Source organism: Quadrisphaera sp. KR29 (genome assembly GCF_052644995.1).
On sequence record NZ_JBQXXG010000002.1, the window covers coordinates 289,609 to 309,636 of the forward strand.

Below are 20,028 nucleotides of genomic sequence, written 5' to 3' on the forward strand. Positions count from 1 at the left end.
CGGAAGGAACGCCTGATGCCCGGACCACAGCGCAGGGGCGCCGGCGGCCCCCCCAGCGGGACCGGCGGCCCGGGGAACGACCGCGGCCAGCGCGGCGGCAACGACCGGGGCGGGCGCGGCGGCAACGACCGCGGCGGCCGCGGCGGTGACGCCGAGCGCAGCCAGTTCCTGGAGCGCGTCGTGACCATCAACCGCGTCGCCAAGGTCGTCAAGGGCGGCCGCCGCTTCAGCTTCACCGCGCTGGTCGTGGTGGGCGACGGCGACGGCACCCTCGGCGTCGGCTACGGCAAGGCCAAGGAGGTGCCCGCGGCCATCGCCAAGGGCGTGGAGGAGGCGAAGAAGAACTTCTTCCGCGTCCCCCGCATCCAGGGCACCATCCCCCACCCGGTGCAGGGCGAGGACGCCGCGGGCGTCGTCCTCCTGCGCCCGGCGAGCCCCGGAACCGGCGTCATCGCCGGCGGCCCGGTGCGCGCCGTGCTCGAGTGCGCCGGCATCCACGACGTGCTGAGCAAGTCCCTGGGCTCCTCCAACGCGATCAACATCGTGCACGCCACGGTGACCGCGCTGAAGGGCCTCGAGCAGCCCGAGTCGGTCGCGGCGCGCCGCGGCCTGTCGGTCGAGGAGGTCGCCCCGGCGGCCCTCCTGCGGGCCAGGGCGGCGGCCGTCTGATGGCCCAGCTCAAGGTGACCCAGGTCAAGTCGGAGATCGGTGGCAAGCAGAACCACCGCGACACGCTGCGCACCCTCGGGCTCAAGCGCATCGGCCAGTCGGTCGTGCGCGAGGACCGTCCCGAGGTGCTGGGCATGCTGCGCGCGGTGCGCCACCTCGTGACCGTGGAGGAGGTCGACGCTCGATGAGCGAGGAGTCCGCGCTGAAGGTCCACCACCTGCGGCCCGCCCCCGGGGCGAAGACCGCGAAGACCCGCGTGGGTCGTGGTGAGGCCAGCAAGGGCAAGACCGCTGGCCGCGGCACCAAGGGCACCAAGGCCCGCTACCAGGTGTCCGCGCGCTTCGAGGGCGGCCAGATGCCGCTGCACATGCGCCTGCCGAAGCTGCGCGGGTTCACCAACCCCGCGAAGGTCGTCTCGCAGGTCGTCAACCTCGACCGCATCTCCGAGCTGTTCCCGCAGGGCGGCGAGGTCGGTGTGGACGAGCTCGTGGCCGTCGGCGCGGTGCGCGCCGGCCAGCGCGTCAAGGTGCTCGGCACCGGCGACATCAGCGTCCCGGTCCAGGTGACCGCCCACGCCTTCTCGGCGTCGGCGGAGGCCAAGATCGCGGCCGCCGGCGGGACCACCACCCGCCTCTGACGAGCGGCAGCCCGGGGCCCCGGCACGGGGCGCCGGCACCCGCCGAGGGCCCGGACCGCGCAGCAGCGCGCTCCGGGCCCTCGGCGCACCCGGGGCCGGGTGCGCACGGCCGGCCCGGCCGCACGCGCCCGCCCCCGCACCCCGCGGACGCCCCGGCCGCGGCGCGCCCCAGACCCGCCGACGGGCCACGGGCCCCCAGCGCGGCGGGTAACCTCGCCGGGTCGGCGCCGGGCGGCGGGGGAGACCCCGAGCCGGAGCCGCCACCGCGGAGCGCGCGCCGCAGACCCGCAGAGCCCGCCCGGGGCGCAGGCCGGGGAGCGGCGCCGCGCTCGCAGCCGGACCTCGGACGAGGTGGCGGCGGAGACTGACCAGGAGGACCACGTGCTAGGTGCGTTCGTGCGGGCGTTCAGGACGCCCGACCTGCGACGCAAGATCGTCTTCACGTTGGCGATCATGGCGGTGTTCCGCCTCGGGTCCTTCGTGCCGGCGCCCGGCGTCAGCTACCGCAACGTCCAGCAGTGCCTGGCGGGCATCGACACCCAGAGCGACCTGCTGGGACTGGTCAACCTCTTCAGCGGCGGCGCGCTGCTGCAGCTGAGCGTCTTCGCGCTCGGGATCATGCCGTACATCACCGCCAGCATCATCGTCCAGCTGCTGCGCGTCGTGATCCCCCGCTTCGAGGAGCTGCACAAGGAGGGCCAGTCCGGCACCGCCAAGCTGACGCAGTACACGCGCTACCTCACCATCGCGCTGGCGGTGCTGCAGTCGACCACCTACGTGGCGGTCGCCCGCTCGGGCAACCTCTTCGGCTCCAGCTCCGGCGCCTGCGCCCAGGTCATCCCGGACGACTCCGTGCCGGTGCTGCTGCTGATGGTGCTCACCATGACCGCCGGCACCGGCCTGGTCATGTGGATGGGCGAGATGGTCACCGAGCGGGGCGTGGGCAACGGCATGTCGCTGCTCATCTTCACCTCCGTCTCCGCGCAGTTCCCCACCTCCATCGCCGCCATCGGCCGCGAGCGCGGCTGGGGCACCACGGCGCTGGTCATCGTCGTCGGCCTGCTCATCGTGGCCGCGGTCGTCTTCGTGGAGCAGTCCCAGCGCCGCATCCCCGTCCAGTACGCCAAGCGCATGGTGGGGCGGCGCATGTACGGCGGCACGAGCACCTACATCCCCATGAAGGTCAACATGGCCGGCGTCATCCCGGTCATCTTCGCCTCGTCGCTGCTGTACCTGCCGGGCCTGGCGGCCCAGTTCGGCGACCCCACGTCCGCGTGGGTGACGTTCATCCGCAACACCTTCACGCGGGGCGACCACCCGGCGTACATCGTCGCGTACTTCCTGCTCATCGTGTTCTTCACGTACTTCTACGTCGCGATCACGTTCAACCCGGACGAGGTGGCCGACAACATCAAGCGGGTCGGCGGCTTCATCCCCGGCGTCCGCGCGGGCCGGCCCACGGCCGAGTACCTCGACCACGTCCTGACGCGCATCACCCTGCCGGGGGCCCTGTACCTGGGGCTCGTGGCGCTGGTGCCCCTCGTCGCCCTGGTGGCGGTCGGGGCCAACCAGAACTTCCCCTTCGGTGGTACGTCCATCCTCATCGTCGTCGGCGTCGGGCTGGAGACGGTGAAGCAGATCGAGTCCCAGCTCCAGCAGCGCCACTACGAGGGGTTCCTCCGATGACCGACAGCCCTGCCGCCAGCACCCCCACCGCCGTCGAGGGCGTGCCCGCCTCGACCCCCTCCCGCGTGGTCCTCCTGGGACCGCCGGGGGCCGGCAAGGGCACGCAGGCGGCCCTGCTCGCCGAGCGCCTCGGCGTGCCGGCCATCTCCACCGGCGACATCTTCCGCGCCAACCGGGCCGAGGGCACCGAGCTGGGCCGCGAGGCGCAGCGGTACATGGACGCCGGGGAGTACGTGCCCGACGACGTCACCAACCGCATGGTGGCCGACCGGCTCGCCCAGCCCGACGCGGCGGCGGGCTTCCTCCTGGACGGCTACCCCCGCACCACCGCGCAGGTGCGCACGCTGGACGAGGTGCTGGGGGCCCAGGGGACGAGCCTGGACGCGGTGCTCGAGATCACCGCTGACGTCGACGTCGTCGTCGGGCGGCTCCTGCGGCGCGCCAGCGAGCAGGGGCGCAGCGACGACACCGAGGAGGTCGTGCGCCGGCGCCTGGAGGTCTACGCCGAGCAGACCGCCCCGCTCGCCGCCGCCTACGCGGCGCGGGGCCTGCTCGTCACCGTGGACGGCGTCGGCCCCGTGGAGGCCGTCGCCCAGCGGGTGGCCGCCGCGCTGCGCGCCGCGGGCGGCGACGCGGCCGCCGCCGCGGCCGCCGGCGCCTGAGGCGGGCGCTGCCGTGCTGGGGCGCGAGCGGATCGAGTACAAGCGCCCCGAGCAGGTCCTGCTCATGCGGCGCGCGGGCCTGGTCGTGGCCGACGCGCTCGCCGCGGTGCGCGCCGCGGTGCGCCCCGGGGTGAGGACCGCCGAGCTGGACGAGGTGGCCGCCGAGGTCATCCGCGCCGCCGGCGCGGTGCCCTCCTTCCTGGGCTACCACGGCTACCCCCGCACGCTGTGCACCTCGGTGGGGGCCGAGGTGGTGCACGGCATCCCGGGGGAGCGCGTCCTGGAGCCCGGTGACGTCCTCAGCGTGGACTGCGGCGCCGTGGTCGAGGGCTGGCACGGGGACGCGGCGTTCTCGGTGCTGGTCGGCGACGCCGGCGCCCACGACGCCGCTGACGCGGCGCTGGTCGAGACCACCCGCCGCGCCATGTGGGAGGGGATCGCGGCGCTGGGCCGGGGCCTGGCCGCCGGGGACCGGCTCGGCGTGGTCGGCGACGCCGTGGAGGGCTGCGCGCAGAGGGCTGCCGCCGCGGGTGCGCCCCCGCTGGCCGTCGTGGAGGGCTACGTGGGCCACGGCATCGGCACCGCCATGCACCAGGCCCCGGAGGTGCTCAACCACCGCAGCCGCTCGCGCGGCCCGAAGCTGCGCCCCGGCCTGTGCGTGGCGGTGGAGCCGATGCTCTCGCGCGGCAGCGCCGAGACCGACGTCCTGGAGGACGGCTGGACGGTGGTGACCGCCGACGGCAGCCGCGCCGCGCACTGGGAGCACACGGTGGCCCTCGGGGAGCGGGGGGTCTGGGTGCTCACCGCCGCCGACGGCGGTGCCGCCGAGCTGGCCGAGCGCGGCGTGCAGGTGGCTCCGCTGGGCTGAGGCCCTCGGGGTCCCACGAGCGGGCGGGGAGCGATTTCACCGAGCGCACCGGCGTGGCTTAGCATGGAGGGTCGCTCCCGTGCGCCCGCCCTCGTCGCGTGCGCTCCAGGAGCCCGTCCGGCCCCCAACGGCCGGCCGACGACCAGTTGCAAGGGCCGGGGGCGCCGCGCGCCACCGGCCGGTGAGCGGAGGACATGCCCAAGAAGGACGGCGTCATCGAGATCGAGGGCGCGGTGGTGGAGGCGCTGCCGAACGCCATGTTCCGCGTGGAGCTCTCGAACGGCCACAAGGTGCTCGCGCACATCTCCGGGAAGATGAGGCAGCACTACATCCGCATCCTCCCCGAGGACCGGGTGGTCGTGGAGCTCAGCCCCTACGACCTCTCCCGCGGTCGCATCGTCTACCGCTACAAGTGAGCCGCTGACACCACCGGTTCGCAGCCCCACCCCCGCAGCCGCCACCGCACGACAGGACGATCATGAAGGTCAAGCCGAGCGTCAAGCAGATCTGCGACAAGTGCAAGGTGATCCGCCGGCACGGTCGCGTCATGGTCATCTGCGAGAACCTGCGCCACAAGCAGCGCCAGGGCTGAGCAGAGCACCACCGCACGACGCAGCACCAGCTCCACCAGCACGACCCGCAGCACGAAGAGCAGCCCACGGCCCGCGAGGCCGACACCCCCGGCCCGGAGGCCGGGGACCCGCCGCCCGGCGGGGACGGGCCGCCCCAGACCTCCGGACGACGGACAGGACAGCAGTGGCACGCATCGTCGGCGTCGACCTCCCCCGCGAGAAGCGGCTCGAGGTGGCGCTCACCTACATCTTCGGCATCGGCCGGACCCGCGCGCACGAGGTGCTCGCAGCCACCGGCATCAGCGGCGACGTCCGCGTGCGCGACCTCGGGGAGCCCGAGCAGGTCGCGCTGCGCGAGTACATCGAGGCGAACTTCCGGGTCGAGGGCGACCTGCGGCGCGAGGTCGCCGCCGACATCCGCCGCAAGGTGGAGATCGGCACCTACGAGGGCCTGCGGCACCGCCGCGGCCTGCCCGTGCGCGGCCAGCGCACCAAGACCAACGCGCGCACCCGCAAGGGCCCCAAGCGCACGGTCGCCGGCAAGAAGAAGGCCGGGCGCAAGTGACGCGCGGCTGAGCCGCGCCCGCCCCGGACCCCCGGGACCGCCCGGCGCGCGCCCAGCCGCCCTCCGGCCCGACCGGGCCAGCCGCACACGAGACCTCGGACCCAGGAGAACAGCCATGCCCCCCACCACCCGCCGCGCCGCCGCCGGCGCCGCCCGCCGCCCGCGCCGCAAGGAGCGGAAGAACGTCGCCGTCGGCCAGGCGCACATCAAGAGCACCTTCAACAACACCATCGTCTCGATCACGGACCCCTCGGGCGCCGTGATCTCGTGGGCCTCCGCCGGCCAGGTCGGCTTCAAGGGCTCGCGCAAGTCGACCCCGTTCGCCGCGCAGATGGCCGCCGAGGCCGCCGCCCGCCGCGCCCAGGAGCACGGCATGCGCAAGGTCGACGTCTTCGTCAAGGGCCCCGGCTCCGGCCGCGAGACCGCGATCCGCTCGCTGCAGGCCACCGGCCTGGAGGTCGGGCAGATCTCCGACGTGACGCCGGTCCCGCACAACGGCACGCGCCCCCCCAAGCGCCGCCGCGTCTGACCCCCTCGCGCGGCGCGGGCCACGGCCCGCGCCGCGCAGGCAGCTCCACCCGCACCACCAGCCCCACCCCCGGGCGGCAGACCGACGCCGCCCGGGGCGCACACGCGCCGCTCGGGTCATATGGCGGACCCGCGGCAGGAAGGCACCACCCGTGCTCATCGCACAGCGCCCCACGCTCCTCGAGGAGCCGATCGCCGACCACCGCTCCCGGTTCGTCATCGAGCCGCTCGAGCCCGGCTTCGGCTACACCCTGGGCAACTCCCTGCGCCGCACGCTGCTCTCGTCCATCCCGGGCGCGGCCGTGACGAGCATCCGCATCGACGGCGTGCTCCACGAGTTCAGCACCGTGCCCGGTGTCAAGGAGGACGTCACCGAGCTGATCCTGGGCATCAAGGGCCTGGTCGTCTCCAGCGAGCACGACGAGCCCGTGGTGATGTACCTGCGCAAGCAGGGCCCCGGCGTCGTGACCGCTGCCGACATCGCCCCGCCGGCCGGCGTCGAGGTGCACAACCCCGAGCTGGAGCTCGCCACCCTGGACGAGACGGCCCGCCTCGAGGTCGAGCTGACCGTCGAGCGCGGCCGCGGCTACGTCTCGGCGGCCCAGAACAAGGACGCCGACGCCGAGATCGGCCGCATCCCGGTCGACTCGATCTACTCCCCGGTCCTCAAGGTGACCTACAAGGTCGAGGCGACCCGCGTGGAGCAGCGCACCGACTTCGACCGCCTGGTCGTCGACGTCGAGACCAAGCCCTCCACGCGGCCCCGCGACGCCATGGCCAGCGCCGGCAAGACCCTCATGGAGTTGTTCGGCCTGGCGCGCGAGCTCAACGTCGAGGCCGAGGGCATCGACATCGGCCCCTCGCCGTCCGACGCCGCGCTGGCCGCCGACCTGGCCCTGCCGATCGAGGAGCTCGAGCTCACGGTCCGCTCCTACAACTGCCTCAAGCGCGAGGGCATCCACACCGTGGGTGAGCTCACCGCGCGCAGCGAGGCCGACCTCATGGACATCCGCAACTTCGGCGCGAAGTCCATCGACGAGGTCAAGGTGAAGCTGCAGGGCATGGGCCTGCAGCTCAAGGACAGCCCGCCCGGGTTCGACCCCGGGCTCGCGGTCGACAGCTACGGCGCGGACGACGACTCCGCGTTCGCCGAGACCGAGCAGTACTGACCCAGCCCTGAGCGCCCCCGGGCGCCGGTCGGACCGGCCGGCGCCCGGAGGCGCGCAGCAGCACCGACGCACGACTGACGATCACTGGAGACGAGATGCCCACCCCCACCAAGGGTCCGCGGCTCGGCAGCGGCCCGGCGCACGAGCGCCTGCTGCTCGCCGGCCTGGCCACGCAGCTGTTCGAGCACCGCAGCATCACGACCACGGAGGCCAAGGCCAAGCGCCTGCGCCCCCTGGCCGAGCGCCTCGTGACGTTCGCCAAGCGCGGTGACCTCGCGGCCCGCCGCCGGGTCCTGTCGACCGTGAAGGACAAGGGCGTCGTGCACGCCCTCTTCACCGAGATCGGCCCCGCCATGGCCGAGCGCCCGGGCGGGTACACGCGCATCACCAAGATCGGCCTGCGCAAGGGCGACAAGGCCCCCATGGCCGTCATCGAGCTGGTGATGGAGCCGCTGACCGCCCGCGCCGCCACCGTGCGCGAGGCCGAGGCGGCCACCGCCCGCTCCGCCCGCGGCGACCGGCCCGCCGGCGCCTCCGCGGCCCCGGCGGCCACCGAGGCGCCCGCCGAGCAGGCTCCCCAGGAGCAGGCCGAGCCGACCACCGACGCGACCACCGAGCCGACCACCGAGCCGACCACCGAGGCGGCTCCCTCCGCCGAGGCCGGCGAGACCACGGCGGTCACCCCCGCCGAGTCGCAGGTCGACGACGCCGCCGGCTCCGCCGAGGCGCCGAAGGCCTGACGTCCCGCGTCCGACGAGGGCCCCCGCACCGCGAGGTGCGGGGGCCTTCGTCGTCCCCCGCGCGGCGGCGTGGCAGGGTCGCGGCGTGGTGCAGGGGCCGTCCGGCGGGCGGGGCGAGGCGGAGGCGGCTGGGACGGCCGGGGCGGCGGAGCAGGCCGGGGCGCCGCAGGTGCGGGTGCGCCTGGACCTGGCCTACGACGGGACGGACTTCGCCGGCTGGGCCCGCCAGCCGGGTCTGCGCACCGTGCAGGGGGCGCTGGAGGAGGCCCTGGGCCGGGTGCTGCGCCTGTCCGCGCCGCCGGTGGTGGTGGTGGCCGGGCGCACCGACGCCGGGGTCCACGCGCGCGGCCAGGTGGTGCACCTGGACGTGCCGCGCACCGCGTGGGAGCAGCTTCCGGGCCGCTCCGCTCGCGCCCCGGGCGAGGCGCTCGTGGTGCGCCTGGCGGGCGTGCTGCCCGCCGACGTCGTGGTCCGGGCCGCCTCGCCGGCTCCTGACGGGTTCGACGCCCGCTTCGCCGCCTTGCGGCGCCACTACGCCTACCGCCTGTCCGACGCGGCGGGCGGCGTGCCCCCGCTGCGCCGGCGCGACGTCGTCGACGCGCGCCGCGCCGGGGGTGCTCGCCACCGGCTGGACGTCGGGGCCATGGACGCCGCCGCGGCCGCGCTGGAGGGCCTGCACGACTTCGCGGCCTTCTGCCGCCCCCGGGAGGGCGCCACCACCGTGCGCACCCTGCTGCGCTACCGGTGGCGGCGCGTGGAGGAGGGCGCTCCCGCGGGGGAGGCGGGCCTGGTGGTGGCCGACGTCGTGGCCGACGCCTTCTGCCACTCGATGGTGCGCGCGCTCGTCGGCGCTGCCCTGGCGGTGGGCAGCGGGCGCCGGCCGGTGGGCTGGCCGGCGCAGGTGCTGGCCGCGGCCGTGCGCGACCCGGCGGTCGGCGTGGCCCCGGCCTCGGGCCTGGTGCTCGAACGGGTCGACTACCCCGACCCCGACGGGCTGGCCGCCCGGGTGGTCCAGGCGCGGGCGCGCCGCGACGGCTGCGGGGAGCGGCCTGCGGCCGGGGGCCCTCGGCAGGACGGCTGAGGCCGCCCGTGGCAGCCTCGGGGCCATGAGCACTCCCGGGGCCCAGCCCGACCAGGACCCGATCACCTCGATGGCCGACACCGAGGACGACGCCTACCAGAGCGAGCTGCTGGACGAGGGGCACTCCCCGCGCGAGCGCGAGGTGCGCGTGGGCCGCTTCGGGATGACCGCCGACGAGGAGCTGGCCGGGGAGACCCTCGACGAGCGCCTCGCCGAGGAGGAGCCCGACCCGTCGGCGTCGCTGGTGCTGGACGGCTCCGACGAGGAGGGCCAGCCGCGCGGCCGCGGTGACCGCGACGCCTCTGGCGGCCTCGCCGACGACGGCGACCTGCCGGCCGACCAGCCCGCCGCGGGCGATGTCGAGGGCGAGCTGCTGGACGACGAGGTGGGAGACGCCCGCGCCGGCAGGCTCGTCGAGCCCGACCAGGGCACTGGCGAGGACCGCGAGAAGAGCGCCGTGGCCTCCGACGCCGGCATCGACGGCGGCGCGGCCTCCGCGGAGGAGGCCGCCGTGCACGTCGTCCCCGACCCCGAGGACGGCTGACCCGGGTCACGAGCACCGGCCGGCGCGGGCCGGCGGCGGCGGTCCCCGACGGCCCCGGGCGCGACGCGTCCGGGGCCCCACCCGCGTTTTGACCCGGCCCAGGGGGGCCGAGTAGTCTGCTGGCCGTCGTGCGTTCGACGTCGCCGTGAACGGTGGACACACCTCCGGCGTCCCGCGTCGAGCAGCACCCTGAGCAGTACCGGCCACACCCCCACGAACCACTGTCCAGCAGAGCGAAGGTCCGAGCGTGCGCACGTACACCCCCAAGCCCGGCGAGGTCGACCGCGCCTGGCACGTCATCGACGCCTCGGACGTCGTCCTCGGCCGTCTGGCGAGCCAGACCGCGCGCCTGCTGCGCGGCAAGCACAAGCCCGTGTTCGCCCCCCACGTCGACACCGGTGACTACGTCATCATCATCAACGCCGACAAGGTCGTGCTCACCGGCAGCAAGTCGGAGCAGAAGCGCGTCTACCGCCACTCCGGCTACCCGGGCGGCCTGAAGTCCGAGCGCTACACCGACCTGCTCGCCCGCGACCCCGAGCGCGCCATCGAGCGCGCCGTGCGCGGCATGATCCCCAAGAACTCCCTGGGCCGCGAGGTGCTCGGCAAGCTCAAGGTCTACGCGGGCCCCGAGCACCCGCACACCGCCCAGAAGCCCACGCCGTACACCCTGACCCAGGTCGCGCAGTGAGCGCGCAGGAGGACCTCCGTTGAGCACCGACACCGCGCCCGTCGACGCCCCCCTCGAGGACGGCTACGACGAGGACGAGCTGAGCAGCTACTCGACCACCAGCCCCGGCGTCGCCGGCGGCGGCTCGAGCATCACCGCGCCGGGCGCGGCGACCGGCCGCCGCAAGGAGGCCGTGGCGCGGGTGCGCATCGTCCCCGGCTCCGGCCAGTGGTCCATCAACGGGCGCGACCTGGAGTCGTACTTCCCGAACAAGGTCCACCAGCAGATGGTGAACGAGCCCTTCCGCGTCACCGAGGTCGAGGGCCGCTTCGACGTCATCGCCCGCATCGACGGCGGCGGCGTCTCCGGCCAGGCCGGCGCGCTGCGCCTGGGCATCGCGCGCTCCCTCAACGGCATCGACGTCGAGGCGAACCGCCCCGCGCTGAAGAAGGCCGGCTTCCTGAGCCGCGACGCGCGGATCAAGGAGCGCAAGAAGGCGGGTCTGAAGAAGGCCCGCAAGGCGCCCCAGTACAGCAAGCGCTGACCCGGCCCGCCGGGCTGCCCCTTCCCCGCAGCCAGCGCACGGTCAGGAGCTGACATGGGTCGTTACTTCGGCACGGACGGCGTGCGCGGTCTCGCGAACGTCGACGTCACCGCGGAGCTCGCGCTCGACCTCTCGGTCGCGGCGGCGCACGTGCTCGCCGACGCAGGAGCGTTCTCCGGGCACCGGCCGCGCGCCGTGGTCGGGCGCGACCCCCGCGCGTCGGGGGAGTTCCTGTCCGCCGCGGTGGTGGCGGGGCTCGCCAGCGCGGGCGTCGACGTCTCCGACGTCGGCGTCCTGCCCACGCCGGGCATCGCCCACGTCGTGGCCGCCACCGGTGCGGACCTCGGCGTGGTGCTGTCCGCGTCGCACAACCCGGTGCCGGACAACGGCATCAAGTTCTTCGCCCGGGGCGGCCACAAGCTGCCCGACGAGGTGGAGGACGCCATCGAGGGGCGCCTGCGCGAGCCGTGGGCGCGCCCCACGGGCGCCGGCGTCGGGCGGGTCACCGCCGACGCCGGTGCCGGCGGGCGCTACGTGGACCACCTGCTGGCCACGCTGCCCCACCGCCTGGACGGCCTGCGCGTGGTCGTGGACTGCGCCCACGGCGCGGCCTGGAGCGTCGGTCCGCAGGCCCTGCGGCGCGCCGGCGCCGATGTCGTCGTCATCGGGGCCGAGCCCGACGGGCTCAACACCAACGACGGTGTCGGCTCCACCCACCTCGGCCCGCTGCAGCGCGCGGTGGTCGAGCACGGCGCCGACGCCGGCATCGCCTTCGACGGCGACGCCGACCGCTGCCTGGCCGTGGACGCCTCGGGCGCCACCGTCGACGGCGACCAGATCATGGGCGTCCTGGCGCTGGCCCTCGCCGAGCGCGGCCAGCTGCCCGGGTCGGTGCTCGTCGCCACCGTGATGAGCAACCTCGGGCTGCTGCTGGCCATGCGCGCCGCGGGGGTCGAGGTCGTGCAGACGGCCGTGGGGGACCGCTACGTGCTGGAGGCCATGCGCGAGGGCGGGTACGCCCTGGGCGGCGAGCAGTCCGGGCACGTGGTGATGCTCGAGCACCAGACCACCGGTGACGGGGTGCTCACCGCCCTGCACCTGCTGGCGCGCGTGGCCGAGGTCGGCCGGCCCCTGGCCGAGGTCGCCTCCGTGGTGCGGCGCCTGCCGCAGGTGCTCGTCAACGTGCCGGGCGTGGACAAGTCGCGCGCCAGCACCGACGAGCACGTCGCCGCGGCCGTCGCCGAGGCGACGGCCGAGCTCGGCGGGACGGGCCGGGTGCTGCTGCGCCCCTCCGGCACCGAGCCGCTGGTGCGGGTCATGGTCGAGGCCGGCGAGCAGGCCCACGCCCGGGCCGTCGCCGACCGGCTCGCCGCCGTGGTGGGGGACCGCCTGGCCCTGTGAGCCGCCGGCCGGGCCGCCTCAGCGCAGCGCCAGGCCGACCGCCAGCCCGGCGGCGAGCGCCGCGAGGCTTCCCGCGAGGTGGACGGCGGCGGTGGCCGCCGCCGCGCCCCACCGGCGGACCTGCGCCAGGCGGACGGCCTCCACCACCGCGCTGCTGAAGGTGGTGAAGGAGCCGCAGAACCCCGTCGCCCCCGCCACCAGCCACAGCGCCCCGCGCGACGTCGAGCTGTGGTCGGGCGCGAGCCCGACCAGCACGCCCAGCACCAGCGCGCCGAGCAGGTTCACCACGAGCGTGCCCGGCGGCAGCGCGGGCTGGGCGGCCGGGCCGCGCGTCCTGCTCCGGCGGCGGGCCGCACCGGCCGCCACGACACCGTCGAGCCAGGACCTGCACGGCGCGCCCACCGCGCCGCCGAGCACCACGAGCGCCAGGACCGCGCCGCTCACCGGCCCCCACCGCCCCACCGGCGCCGGGCGCCCCCGGCAGCGCCGGCCAGCACGCCCAGCGCCGCGCAGGCCAGCCCACCGGTGACGGTCGCCAGCGCGTAGGCGGCGCCCAGGGCCACCTGCCCGGAGCGCAGGTAGGAGTCCACCTCCAGGGCGAAGGTGGAGTAGGTGGTGAAGGACCCCAGCACTCCCGTGCCGACGGCCAGCCGCACGGCCCGCCGGCGGCCCGCGTCGGGTCCGCGGCGGGCCAGCGCCTCGAGCAGCGCACCCAGCACGAGGGCCCCGAGCAGGTTGGTGACGAAGGTCGCCGTCGGCCACCCCGACGCCGCGCCCGGCAGCCACAGCGCCAGCGCCCAGCGCGCGGGGGCGCCCACGGCGCCGCCGAGCGCCACGAGCGCCAGCAGCCGCCAGGGCGGCGCGCCCGGGAGGCGCCTCACAGCTTGCGCAGCCGCACCCGGCTCACCGAGTGGTCGGCGGCCTTGCGCAGCACCAGCGTGGCCCGTCCGCGGGTGGGCAGCACGTTCTGGACGAGGTTGGGCTCGTTGGTGCTCGCCCAGATCTCCCGCGCCCGGGCGCGGGCCTGCTCGTCGGACAGGTCCGCGTAGCGGCGGAAGTAGGACTCCGGCCGGGAGAAGGCCGTCTGCCGCAGCCGCAGGAAGCGCTCCTCGTACCAGGTGGCGACGTCCTCGGTGCGCGCGTCGACGTAGAGGGACACGTCGAAGAAGTCGCTCACCGCCAGGCCCGTGCGCCCGTCGCTGCGCGGGCGGGCCGGCTGCAGCACGTTCAGGCCCTCCACGATGAGCACGTCGGGGGAGCGGACCACCACCTCCGCGCCCGGGACGATGTCGTAGACCAGGTGGGAGTACAGCGGTGCCCGCACCTCCGGCGCCCCGGACTTCACCGCCGTGACGAAGCGCAGCAGGGCGCGCCGGTCGTAGGACTCCGGGAAGCCCTTGCGGCCCAGCAGCCCCCGCCGCTCCAGCTCGGCGTTGGGCAGCAGGAAGCCGTCGGTGGTGACCAGCTCGACCCGGGGGGTGTCGGGCCAGTGGGAGAGCAGCTCGCGCAGCAGCCGGGACGCCGTGGACTTGCCCACCGCCACCGACCCGGCCACCCCGATGACGAAGGGCGTGCGCGGCCCGGCCGCCACCCCCGAGCCCTCCCCGAGGAAGGTGGAGGTGACCTGGTGCATGCGCGCGGTGCCGGCCGCGTAGAGGTTGAGCAGCCGGGACAGCGGGAGGTAGACCTCCTCGACCTCGCGCAGGTCGATCCGCTCGCCCAGGCCCCGCACCCGCTCGAGGTCGGCGGCGGTGAGCCTCATCGGGGTGGAGGCGCGCAGGCGGCTCCAGGCGGCCCTGTCGAGGTCCACGAAGGGCGAGGCGCCCGGGCGCCCTGCGCCCGCCTGCGCCGGCAGGGGACCGGTCGTCGGGCCGGGCGTCGGGCCGGCGCGGCGCGGGACGGGTTCCACGGGCCGCCATCATGCCGCCCGCGGGCCCCGTAGCCTTCCCGGCATGTGCGGCATCGTGGGCTACGCAGGTCCCCGTCCCACCCCCAGGCCCAGCGACCCCTCCGGTGGTGAGGCGCTCGCGGTGGTGCTGGAGGGCCTGCGGCGGCTGGAGTACCGCGGCTACGACAGCGCGGGCGTCGCCGTCGTCGCCGAGACCGGCGGCGCGGACGCCGGCGGCGGCTCGCCGGCCACCCACGAGCTGCGGGTGACCAAGCGCGCCGGCCGCCTCGCCCGCCTCGTGGAGGCGCTCGAGGCCGAGCCGGTGCCCGACGCGTCGGCCGCCATCGGCCACACCCGCTGGGCCACCCACGGCGGTCCCACCGACGCCAACGCGCACCCGCACACCAGCGCCGACGGCCGCCTCGCGGTGATCCACAACGGCATCATCGAGAACTACGCCGCGCTCAAGGCCGAGCTGGTCGAGCAGGGCGTGCCGTTCACCTCCCAGACCGACACCGAGGTGGTCGCCCACCTCCTGGGCCGGGCCGTGGCAGCCGGAGCGGACCTCACCACGGCGATGCGGGAGGTGTGCCGCGACCTCGAGGGCGCCTTCACGCTGCTCGCCGTGCACGCCGACGCGCCCGGCGCGGTGGTGGGCGCGCGCCGCAACTCCCCCCTGGTGGTCGGCCTGGGCGAGGGGGCCAACTACCTCGGCTCCGACGTCGCGGCCTTCATCGGCCGCACCCGCTCGGCGCTCGAGCTCGGCCAGGACCAGGTGGTGACGATCACCGCGACGTCGGTGGAGGTCACCGGCTTCGACGGCGCACCGGTCACCCCGCGCGCCTTCACGGTCGACTGGGACGCCGCCGCCGCCGAGAAGGGCGGCTACCGGTGGTACATGGACAAGGAGATCCACGAGCAGCCCAAGGCCGTGGCCGACACCCTCCTCGGCCGCACCGACGCCAGCGGCGCCCTCGTGCTCGACGAGCTGCGCATGGACACCGCCGTCCTGCGCCGCACCGACAAGATCGTCGTCATCGCGTGCGGCACCGCCGCCTACGCCGGCCACGTCGCCAAGTACGCGGTCGAGCACTGGTGCCGCATCCCGGTGGAGGTCGAGCTGGCCCACGAGTTCCGCTACCGGGACCCGGTGCTCACCGAGCGGACGCTCGTCGTCGCCATCTCGCAGTCCGGGGAGACCATGGACGTCGTCATGGCCGTCCGTCACGCGCGCGAGCAGGGCGCCAAGGTGCTCGCCATCTGCAACACCCAGGGGGCCACCATCCCCCGCGAGTCCGACGCGGCGCTGTACACCCACGCCGGCCCGGAGGTGGCGGTCGCCTCGACCAAGGCCTTCCTCGCGCAGATCACCGCCTGCTACCTGCTGGGCCTGTACCTGGCGCAGCTGCGCGGCAACATGTTCGCCGACGAGGTGCGCACCGTCCTGGGCCAGCTGCACGGGATGCCGGACGCGGTGCAGACGGTGCTCGACCGCGCCGACGAGGTCCGGAAGCTCGCCCACGAGCTCGCCGGCTCCAAGTCGGTCCTCTTCCTGGGCCGCCACGTCGGGTTCCCGGTGGCCCTGGAGGGCGCGCTGAAGCTCAAGGAGCTGGCCTACCTGCACGCGGAGGGCTTCGCCGCCGGCGAGCTCAAGCACGGTCCGATCGCGCTGGTGGAGGAGGGGCAGCCGGTGTTCGTCATCGTCCCCTCGCCGGACAGCCGCGACTCCCTGCACGCCAAGGTCGTCTCCAACGCCCAGGAGGTGCGGGCCCGCGGGGCGCGCACCATCGTCATCGCCGAGGACGGCGACGACGCGGTGCTCGGCTCGGCCGACCTCGTGGTGCGCGTCCCGCGCGTGCCCACGCTCATGGCGCCGCTGGTGACCGTGGTGCCGCTGCAGGTGTTCGCGATGGAGGTGGCCAGCGCCAAGGGCCTGGACGTCGACCAGCCGCGCAACCTGGCCAAGTCCGTCACCGTCGAGTGAGGGGGCTCGCGTGAGCGCCCCGGGCCGGCGGCGGGCGGGCGGGCGGTGATCGTCGGCGTGGGGGTCGACGTCGTGGGCGTGGAGAGGTTCGGGCGCACCCTGGCCCGCACCCCGGCGCTGCGCGAGCGGCTCTTCACCCCAGCCGAGCGGGAGCTGCCCCTGGAGTCCCTGGCCGCGCGCTTCGCCGCCAAGGAGGCGGTGGCCAAGGCCCTGGGCGCCCCCGGCGGGCTCGCCTGGCAGGACGCCGAGGTGGAGCGCTCGCCCTCCGGGCGGCCGGTGCTGCGGGTGCGGGGCTCGGTGGCGGCCGCGGCCGCGGCCCTCGGGGTCACCTCCTGGCACGTCTCCCTCACCCACGACGCCGGGGTCGCCTCCGCGGTGGTCCTCGCCGAGGCGCGCGAGGACGCCGTGGGGGAGGGTGGGGCCCCGTGACCGCTGCGCACCCCGTCGAGGCCGTCCGGCGCGCCGAGGCCGCCGCCGACCCCGGGCTGGCCGACCGCCCCGCGGGGCAGGACGGCCCGCTCATGCTGCGCGCCGCGGCGGGTCTGGCCGCCGTCGTGGCGGGGGAGGTCCGCCACCGCCGCGGCCGCGCGTACGGCGCGCGGGTGGTGCTGCTGGTGGGCCCCGGCAGCAACGGCGGTGACGCGCTGCACGCGGGGGCGCGCCTGGCCGGCGCCGGAGCGCAGGTGGTGGCCCTGCTCGCGGGCCCCCGCGCGCACGCGGGAGGGCTGGCGGCGCTGCGCTCGGCGGGAGGCCGGGTGCTGCCCGCCGCCCCCGAGGACGCGGACGGCGCGGACGGCGCTGGCGGCGCCGGCGGGCCGCTCGGCGAGGCCGCCCGCTCGGCGCTGTCCGGGGCCGACGTCGTGCTCGACGGGCTCCTGGGCACCGGCGGGCGCCCCGGCCTGCACGGCGCTGCCGCCGCGCTGGTCGCCGCCGTGCCCGCCGGCGCCCTCGTCGTGGCGGTCGACGTGCCCAGCGGGGTGGACGCCGACGGCGGCGCGCTGCCCCGCGACGCGCAGGGACGCCCCTCCTGCGTGCACGCCGACGTGACGGTCACCTTCGGCACCGCCAAGCCCGCGCTGCTCCTGCCCCCGGTGGCGCGGGCCGCCGGGCGCGTCGTCGTCGTCGACCTCGGCCTGGACCCGGCCGTGCTGGGACCGGCGGCGGTGGAGGAGCTCGGCCCCGAGCAGGCCGCCCTGCTGTGGCCCGTGCCCGGTCCCGACGACGACAAGTACTCCCGCGGCGTGCTCGGCGTCGTCGCCGGCGGTGACACCTACACCGGCGCCGCCCTGCTGTGCACGACGGCGGCGGTGCTGGCCGGGGCCGGGATGGTCCGCTACGTCGGCCCACCGCGCCCCACCGAGCTCGTGCGCCAGCGGCTGCCCGAGGTCGTGCCCGGGGCCGGCCGCGTGCAGGCGTGGGCCGTCGGCTCCGGGGTCGACCCCGACGACGACGCGCAGGCGCCCGCGGTGGCCGGCGCCCTCGCGGCCGCGGCCCCCGAGCAGGGGCGGGGCCTGCCGTGCCTGCTCGACGCGGGCGCGCTGCCGGCCCTGGCGGCGCACGTGCGCGCCCACGGCCCCCTCGACGCCCGGCGCACCGCGGTGCTGCTGACCCCCCACGCCGGGGAGCTCGCCCGCCTGCTGACCGACCTGGGCGACCTGGGCGACCGGGGCGGCGCGCCGGTGGAGCGGGCCGACGTCGAGGAGGGACCGCTCGAGCACGCCCGGCGGGCCGCGCGCGCCACCGGCGCCGTCGTGCTGCTCAAGGGCTCCACCACCGTGCTGGTGGCCCCGGACGGCAGGGTGCGCTCGCAGACCGACGGGCCCGGCTGGCTGGGCACCGCCGGCGCCGGGGACGTCCTCGCCGGTGTCGCCGGGACGCTGCTGGCCTCGGGCCTGGCGCCCCTGGACGCCGGGGCCCTGGCCACCGCCGTCCACGGACGCGCCGCGGCCCTGGCCAGCGGCGGCGGCCCCCTGCACGCCGAGGCGGTGGCGCGGGCGGTGCCCGCGGTGGTCACCCACCTGCTGGTGCGGCGGGAGTGGCCCGCGTGAGCGCGGCCCCCACCCCCGCCGACCCCGCAGGTGCCGGCGGGGCCGCGGGCCCGGGGCACGGGCGCTGGACCGGCGAGGCGGTGGTCGACCTGGACGCCATCGCCGCGAACGCCGCGCTCCTCGTCCAGCGCGCCGCCCCCGCCGCCGTGATGGCCGTCGTCAAGGCGGACGCCTACGGCCACGGCCTGGTGCCCGCCGCGCGCGCCGCGCTCGCGGGCGGGGCCACCTGGCTGGGGGTGGCGCAGCTGGCGGAGGCGCTGGCGCTGCGCGCGGCCGGCGTCACCGCCCCGGTGCTGTGCTGGCTGTGGGCGCCCGGGCAGGACGTGCGGGCGGCGGTGGCGGCCGGGGTGGACCTGTCGGCGTCCTCGGCGCAGGCCGTGGGGATCCTCGCGGAGGCGGCCCGCGCAGCGGGCAGGCCCGTGCGGCTGCACCTGGAGGCCGAGACCGGGATGGGCCGCGGCGGTGCGACGCCGGCGGACTGGCCGGACGCCGTCCGCGCCGCCCTCGCCGCCCACGAGCAGGGGCTCGCCGAGCTCGTGGGCGCCTGGTCGCACCTCGCGCGCGCCGACGAGCCGGACCACCCCAGCGCGGGCCAGCAGCGGGAGGCCTTCGAGGCCGCCCTGGCCGCCGCGCGCGAGCTGGGCGCGACCTTCCCGGTGCGCCACCTGGCCAACTCCGCGGCGCTGCTGACCGACCCGCGGGCCCGCTACGACCTCGTGCGCCCGGGGATCGCCCTGTACGGGCTGTCCCCGGGCGGCGGCGTCGGCACCCCCGCCCAGCTGGGCCTGCGCCCGGCGATGGCGGTGCGCACGCGGCTGGCGCTGGTCAAGGACGTGCCGGCCGGCCAGGGCGTCTCCTACGGGCACACCCACACCACCGACCGGCCGACCCGGCTGGGCCTGGTGCCGCTGGGCTACGCCGACGGCGTGCCGCGCGCCGCCAGCGGCGTCGGCCCGGTCGCGGTGGCGGGCGGGAGGACCACCGTCGCCGGTCGCGTCTGCATGGACCAGTTCGTCGTGGACCTCGGCGGCCTGCCGGGCGCCGGGCGCGCCGCCGCGGGCGACGTCGTGGAGCTCTTCGGCGACGGCGCCGGGGGCGGCCCCACCGCCGAGGACTGGGCCGCCGCGTGCGGGACCATCGGCTACGAGGTGGTGGCGAGGGTCTCCGCGCGGCTGCCGCGCCGGTACACCGGCACCGCGGGTGCGCCGGTGGGCGGGCACCCGGCCACCGGGCAGGAGGGGTAGGGGCTGTGAGCACGACCACGGACGGCGACCGGGTGCTGCGGGTGCCGACCGCGCAGGACATGCACGCGCTGGGGCGCGAGCTCGCCGCGGTGCTGCGCCCCGGCGACCTCGTCGTCCTCACCGGCGACCTCGGCGCCGGCAAGACGACGCTCGCGCAGGGCCTGGGCGACGGGCTCGGCGTGCGGGGCCCGGTGACGTCCCCCACCTTCGTCATCTCCCGGGTCCACCCCTCCCTGGTCGGCGGGCCGGCCCTGGTGCACGTGGACGCCTACCGGCTCGGCTCGGCCGCGGAGGTGGACGACCTGGACCTGGACGCCTCGCTCGAGGAGGCGGTCACGGTGGTGGAGTGGGGTGCGGGCCTGGTCGAGCAGCTGGCCGCCGACCGCCTCGAGGTGCACCTGGAGCGGCCCGCCACCGAGGCCGAGGGGGAGCTGCGCCGCGCGGTGCTGCGCGCGGTCGGCGGCCGCTGGGAGGGCGTGGCGCTGCCCGGCGCCTGAGCGGCACCCGTCGTGGCAGCAGGAGACCCGC

General features: G+C 76.5%; 25 protein-coding genes. 22 read left to right on the forward strand and 3 right to left on the reverse strand.

Going from position 1 to position 20,028, the window contains the following annotated elements:
• Positions 1-15: 15 nt before the first annotated feature.
• From rpsE to glmM, 17 genes are all read left to right on the forward strand, one after another.
• Complete coding sequence (rpsE, locus tag ACUN9U_RS03160; protein ID WP_139710035.1) at positions 16-669, forward strand: 30S ribosomal protein S5; 654 nt, start codon at positions 16-18, stop codon at positions 667-669.
• Positions 669-857, forward strand: a complete 189-nt coding sequence (gene rpmD, locus ACUN9U_RS03165; protein WP_445483450.1) for a 50S ribosomal protein L30 — start codon at positions 669-671, stop codon at positions 855-857. Before rpsE ends, rpmD begins: the two co-directional genes overlap by 1 nt.
• Entirely contained in the window at positions 854-1,306 is a 453-nt protein-coding gene (gene rplO / locus ACUN9U_RS03170) for a 50S ribosomal protein L15 (RefSeq protein ID WP_445483451.1), read from the forward strand. Before rpmD ends, rplO begins: the two co-directional genes overlap by 4 nt.
• Positions 1,307-1,687: 381 nt before the next feature.
• Positions 1,688-2,992: a preprotein translocase subunit SecY gene (gene secY / locus ACUN9U_RS03175; RefSeq protein WP_445483452.1), complete on the forward strand. Its 1,305-nt coding sequence runs from the start codon at positions 1,688-1,690 to the stop codon at positions 2,990-2,992.
• A 65-nt stretch (positions 2,993-3,057) separates the two neighbouring features.
• The gene (locus ACUN9U_RS03180; protein ID WP_445483509.1) at positions 3,058-3,654 is read left to right on the forward strand and encodes an adenylate kinase; all 597 of its coding nucleotides are present in this window, start codon (positions 3,058-3,060) and stop codon (positions 3,652-3,654) included.
• A 13-nt stretch (positions 3,655-3,667) separates the two neighbouring features.
• Positions 3,668-4,522: a type I methionyl aminopeptidase gene (gene map, locus ACUN9U_RS03185; RefSeq protein ID WP_445483453.1), complete on the forward strand. Its 855-nt coding sequence runs from the start codon at positions 3,668-3,670 to the stop codon at positions 4,520-4,522.
• Positions 4,523-4,716: 194 nt separating this feature from the next.
• Positions 4,717-4,938: a translation initiation factor IF-1 gene (gene infA, locus ACUN9U_RS03190; protein ID WP_109773068.1), complete on the forward strand. Its 222-nt coding sequence runs from the start codon at positions 4,717-4,719 to the stop codon at positions 4,936-4,938.
• Between the two features lie 62 nt (positions 4,939-5,000).
• The gene (gene rpmJ, locus ACUN9U_RS03195) at positions 5,001-5,114 is read left to right on the forward strand and encodes a 50S ribosomal protein L36 (RefSeq protein ID WP_109773067.1); all 114 of its coding nucleotides are present in this window, start codon (positions 5,001-5,003) and stop codon (positions 5,112-5,114) included.
• A 164-nt stretch (positions 5,115-5,278) separates the two neighbouring features.
• Entirely contained in the window at positions 5,279-5,659 is a 381-nt protein-coding gene (rpsM, locus tag ACUN9U_RS03200; protein WP_109773066.1) for a 30S ribosomal protein S13, read from the forward strand.
• 115 nt (positions 5,660-5,774) lie between these two features.
• Complete coding sequence (rpsK, locus tag ACUN9U_RS03205; protein WP_139710024.1) at positions 5,775-6,188, forward strand: 30S ribosomal protein S11; 414 nt, start codon at positions 5,775-5,777, stop codon at positions 6,186-6,188.
• A gap of 151 nt (positions 6,189-6,339) precedes the next feature.
• Positions 6,340-7,356 carry a DNA-directed RNA polymerase subunit alpha gene (locus tag ACUN9U_RS03210; RefSeq protein ID WP_139710023.1) on the forward strand — a complete coding sequence of 339 codons (1,017 nt, stop codon included), beginning with the start codon at positions 6,340-6,342 and terminating at the stop codon, positions 7,354-7,356.
• Positions 7,357-7,451: 95 nt separating this feature from the next.
• Positions 7,452-8,096, forward strand: coding sequence for a 50S ribosomal protein L17 (gene rplQ / locus ACUN9U_RS03215; protein ID WP_445483454.1), 645 nt, complete (start codon positions 7,452-7,454; stop codon positions 8,094-8,096).
• A gap of 169 nt (positions 8,097-8,265) precedes the next feature.
• Positions 8,266-9,177 (forward strand): tRNA pseudouridine(38-40) synthase TruA, encoded by a 912-nt coding sequence (gene truA / locus ACUN9U_RS03220; RefSeq protein ID WP_445483510.1) that lies wholly within the window; start codon positions 8,266-8,268, stop codon positions 9,175-9,177.
• 25 nt (positions 9,178-9,202) lie between these two features.
• On the forward strand, positions 9,203-9,721 hold the full coding sequence (locus ACUN9U_RS03225; RefSeq protein WP_445483455.1) for a DUF5709 domain-containing protein: 519 nt from the start codon (positions 9,203-9,205) through the stop codon (positions 9,719-9,721).
• Positions 9,722-9,968: 247 nt separating this feature from the next.
• Positions 9,969-10,412, forward strand: a complete 444-nt coding sequence (rplM, locus tag ACUN9U_RS03230; protein ID WP_445483456.1) for a 50S ribosomal protein L13 — start codon at positions 9,969-9,971, stop codon at positions 10,410-10,412.
• 19 nt (positions 10,413-10,431) lie between these two features.
• The gene (gene rpsI, locus ACUN9U_RS03235; protein WP_445483457.1) at positions 10,432-10,935 is read left to right on the forward strand and encodes a 30S ribosomal protein S9; all 504 of its coding nucleotides are present in this window, start codon (positions 10,432-10,434) and stop codon (positions 10,933-10,935) included.
• Between the two features lie 54 nt (positions 10,936-10,989).
• The gene (gene glmM / locus ACUN9U_RS03240; protein WP_445483458.1) at positions 10,990-12,336 is read left to right on the forward strand and encodes a phosphoglucosamine mutase; all 1,347 of its coding nucleotides are present in this window, start codon (positions 10,990-10,992) and stop codon (positions 12,334-12,336) included.
• Between the two features lie 18 nt (positions 12,337-12,354).
• On the opposite strand, the gene ACUN9U_RS03245 is transcribed toward glmM, so the two are convergent.
• From ACUN9U_RS03245 to coaA, 3 genes are read right to left on the reverse strand one after another with little or no spacing between them, the layout of a single operon-like run.
• On the reverse strand, positions 12,355-12,780 hold the full coding sequence (locus ACUN9U_RS03245; RefSeq protein ID WP_445483459.1) for a fluoride efflux transporter FluC: 426 nt from the start codon (positions 12,778-12,780) through the stop codon (positions 12,355-12,357).
• Complete coding sequence (locus ACUN9U_RS03250) at positions 12,777-13,217, reverse strand: fluoride efflux transporter FluC (RefSeq protein ID WP_445483460.1); 441 nt, start codon at positions 13,215-13,217, stop codon at positions 12,777-12,779. Before ACUN9U_RS03250 ends, ACUN9U_RS03245 begins: the two co-directional genes overlap by 4 nt.
• A complete protein-coding gene (gene coaA, locus ACUN9U_RS03255) occupies positions 13,214-14,191 on the reverse strand; it encodes a type I pantothenate kinase (RefSeq protein WP_445483511.1) in 978 nt (325 codons plus the stop codon). Before coaA ends, ACUN9U_RS03250 begins: the two co-directional genes overlap by 4 nt.
• Before the next feature lie 97 nt (positions 14,192-14,288).
• Here coaA and glmS point away from each other — a divergent pair, with 97 nt between their 5' ends.
• The 5 genes from glmS to tsaE are packed head-to-tail and all read left to right on the forward strand — an operon-like array spanning position 14,289 to position 19,997.
• Positions 14,289-16,208, forward strand: a complete 1,920-nt coding sequence (gene glmS, locus ACUN9U_RS03260) for a glutamine--fructose-6-phosphate transaminase (isomerizing) (protein ID WP_445483461.1) — start codon at positions 14,289-14,291, stop codon at positions 16,206-16,208.
• Between the two features lie 45 nt (positions 16,209-16,253).
• Positions 16,254-16,637 (forward strand): holo-ACP synthase, encoded by a 384-nt coding sequence (locus ACUN9U_RS03265; protein WP_445483462.1) that lies wholly within the window; start codon positions 16,254-16,256, stop codon positions 16,635-16,637.
• Positions 16,634-18,256: a bifunctional ADP-dependent NAD(P)H-hydrate dehydratase/NAD(P)H-hydrate epimerase gene (locus tag ACUN9U_RS03270; protein WP_445483463.1), complete on the forward strand. Its 1,623-nt coding sequence runs from the start codon at positions 16,634-16,636 to the stop codon at positions 18,254-18,256. The genes ACUN9U_RS03265 and ACUN9U_RS03270 overlap by 4 nt, the downstream gene beginning before the upstream one ends.
• Positions 18,253-19,500 carry an alanine racemase gene (gene alr, locus ACUN9U_RS03275; RefSeq protein ID WP_445483464.1) on the forward strand — a complete coding sequence of 416 codons (1,248 nt, stop codon included), beginning with the start codon at positions 18,253-18,255 and terminating at the stop codon, positions 19,498-19,500. The genes ACUN9U_RS03270 and alr overlap by 4 nt, the downstream gene beginning before the upstream one ends.
• Positions 19,501-19,559: 59 nt before the next feature.
• Complete coding sequence (gene tsaE / locus ACUN9U_RS03280; protein WP_445483512.1) at positions 19,560-19,997, forward strand: tRNA (adenosine(37)-N6)-threonylcarbamoyltransferase complex ATPase subunit type 1 TsaE; 438 nt, start codon at positions 19,560-19,562, stop codon at positions 19,995-19,997.
• Positions 19,998-20,028: the final 31 nt, after the last annotated feature.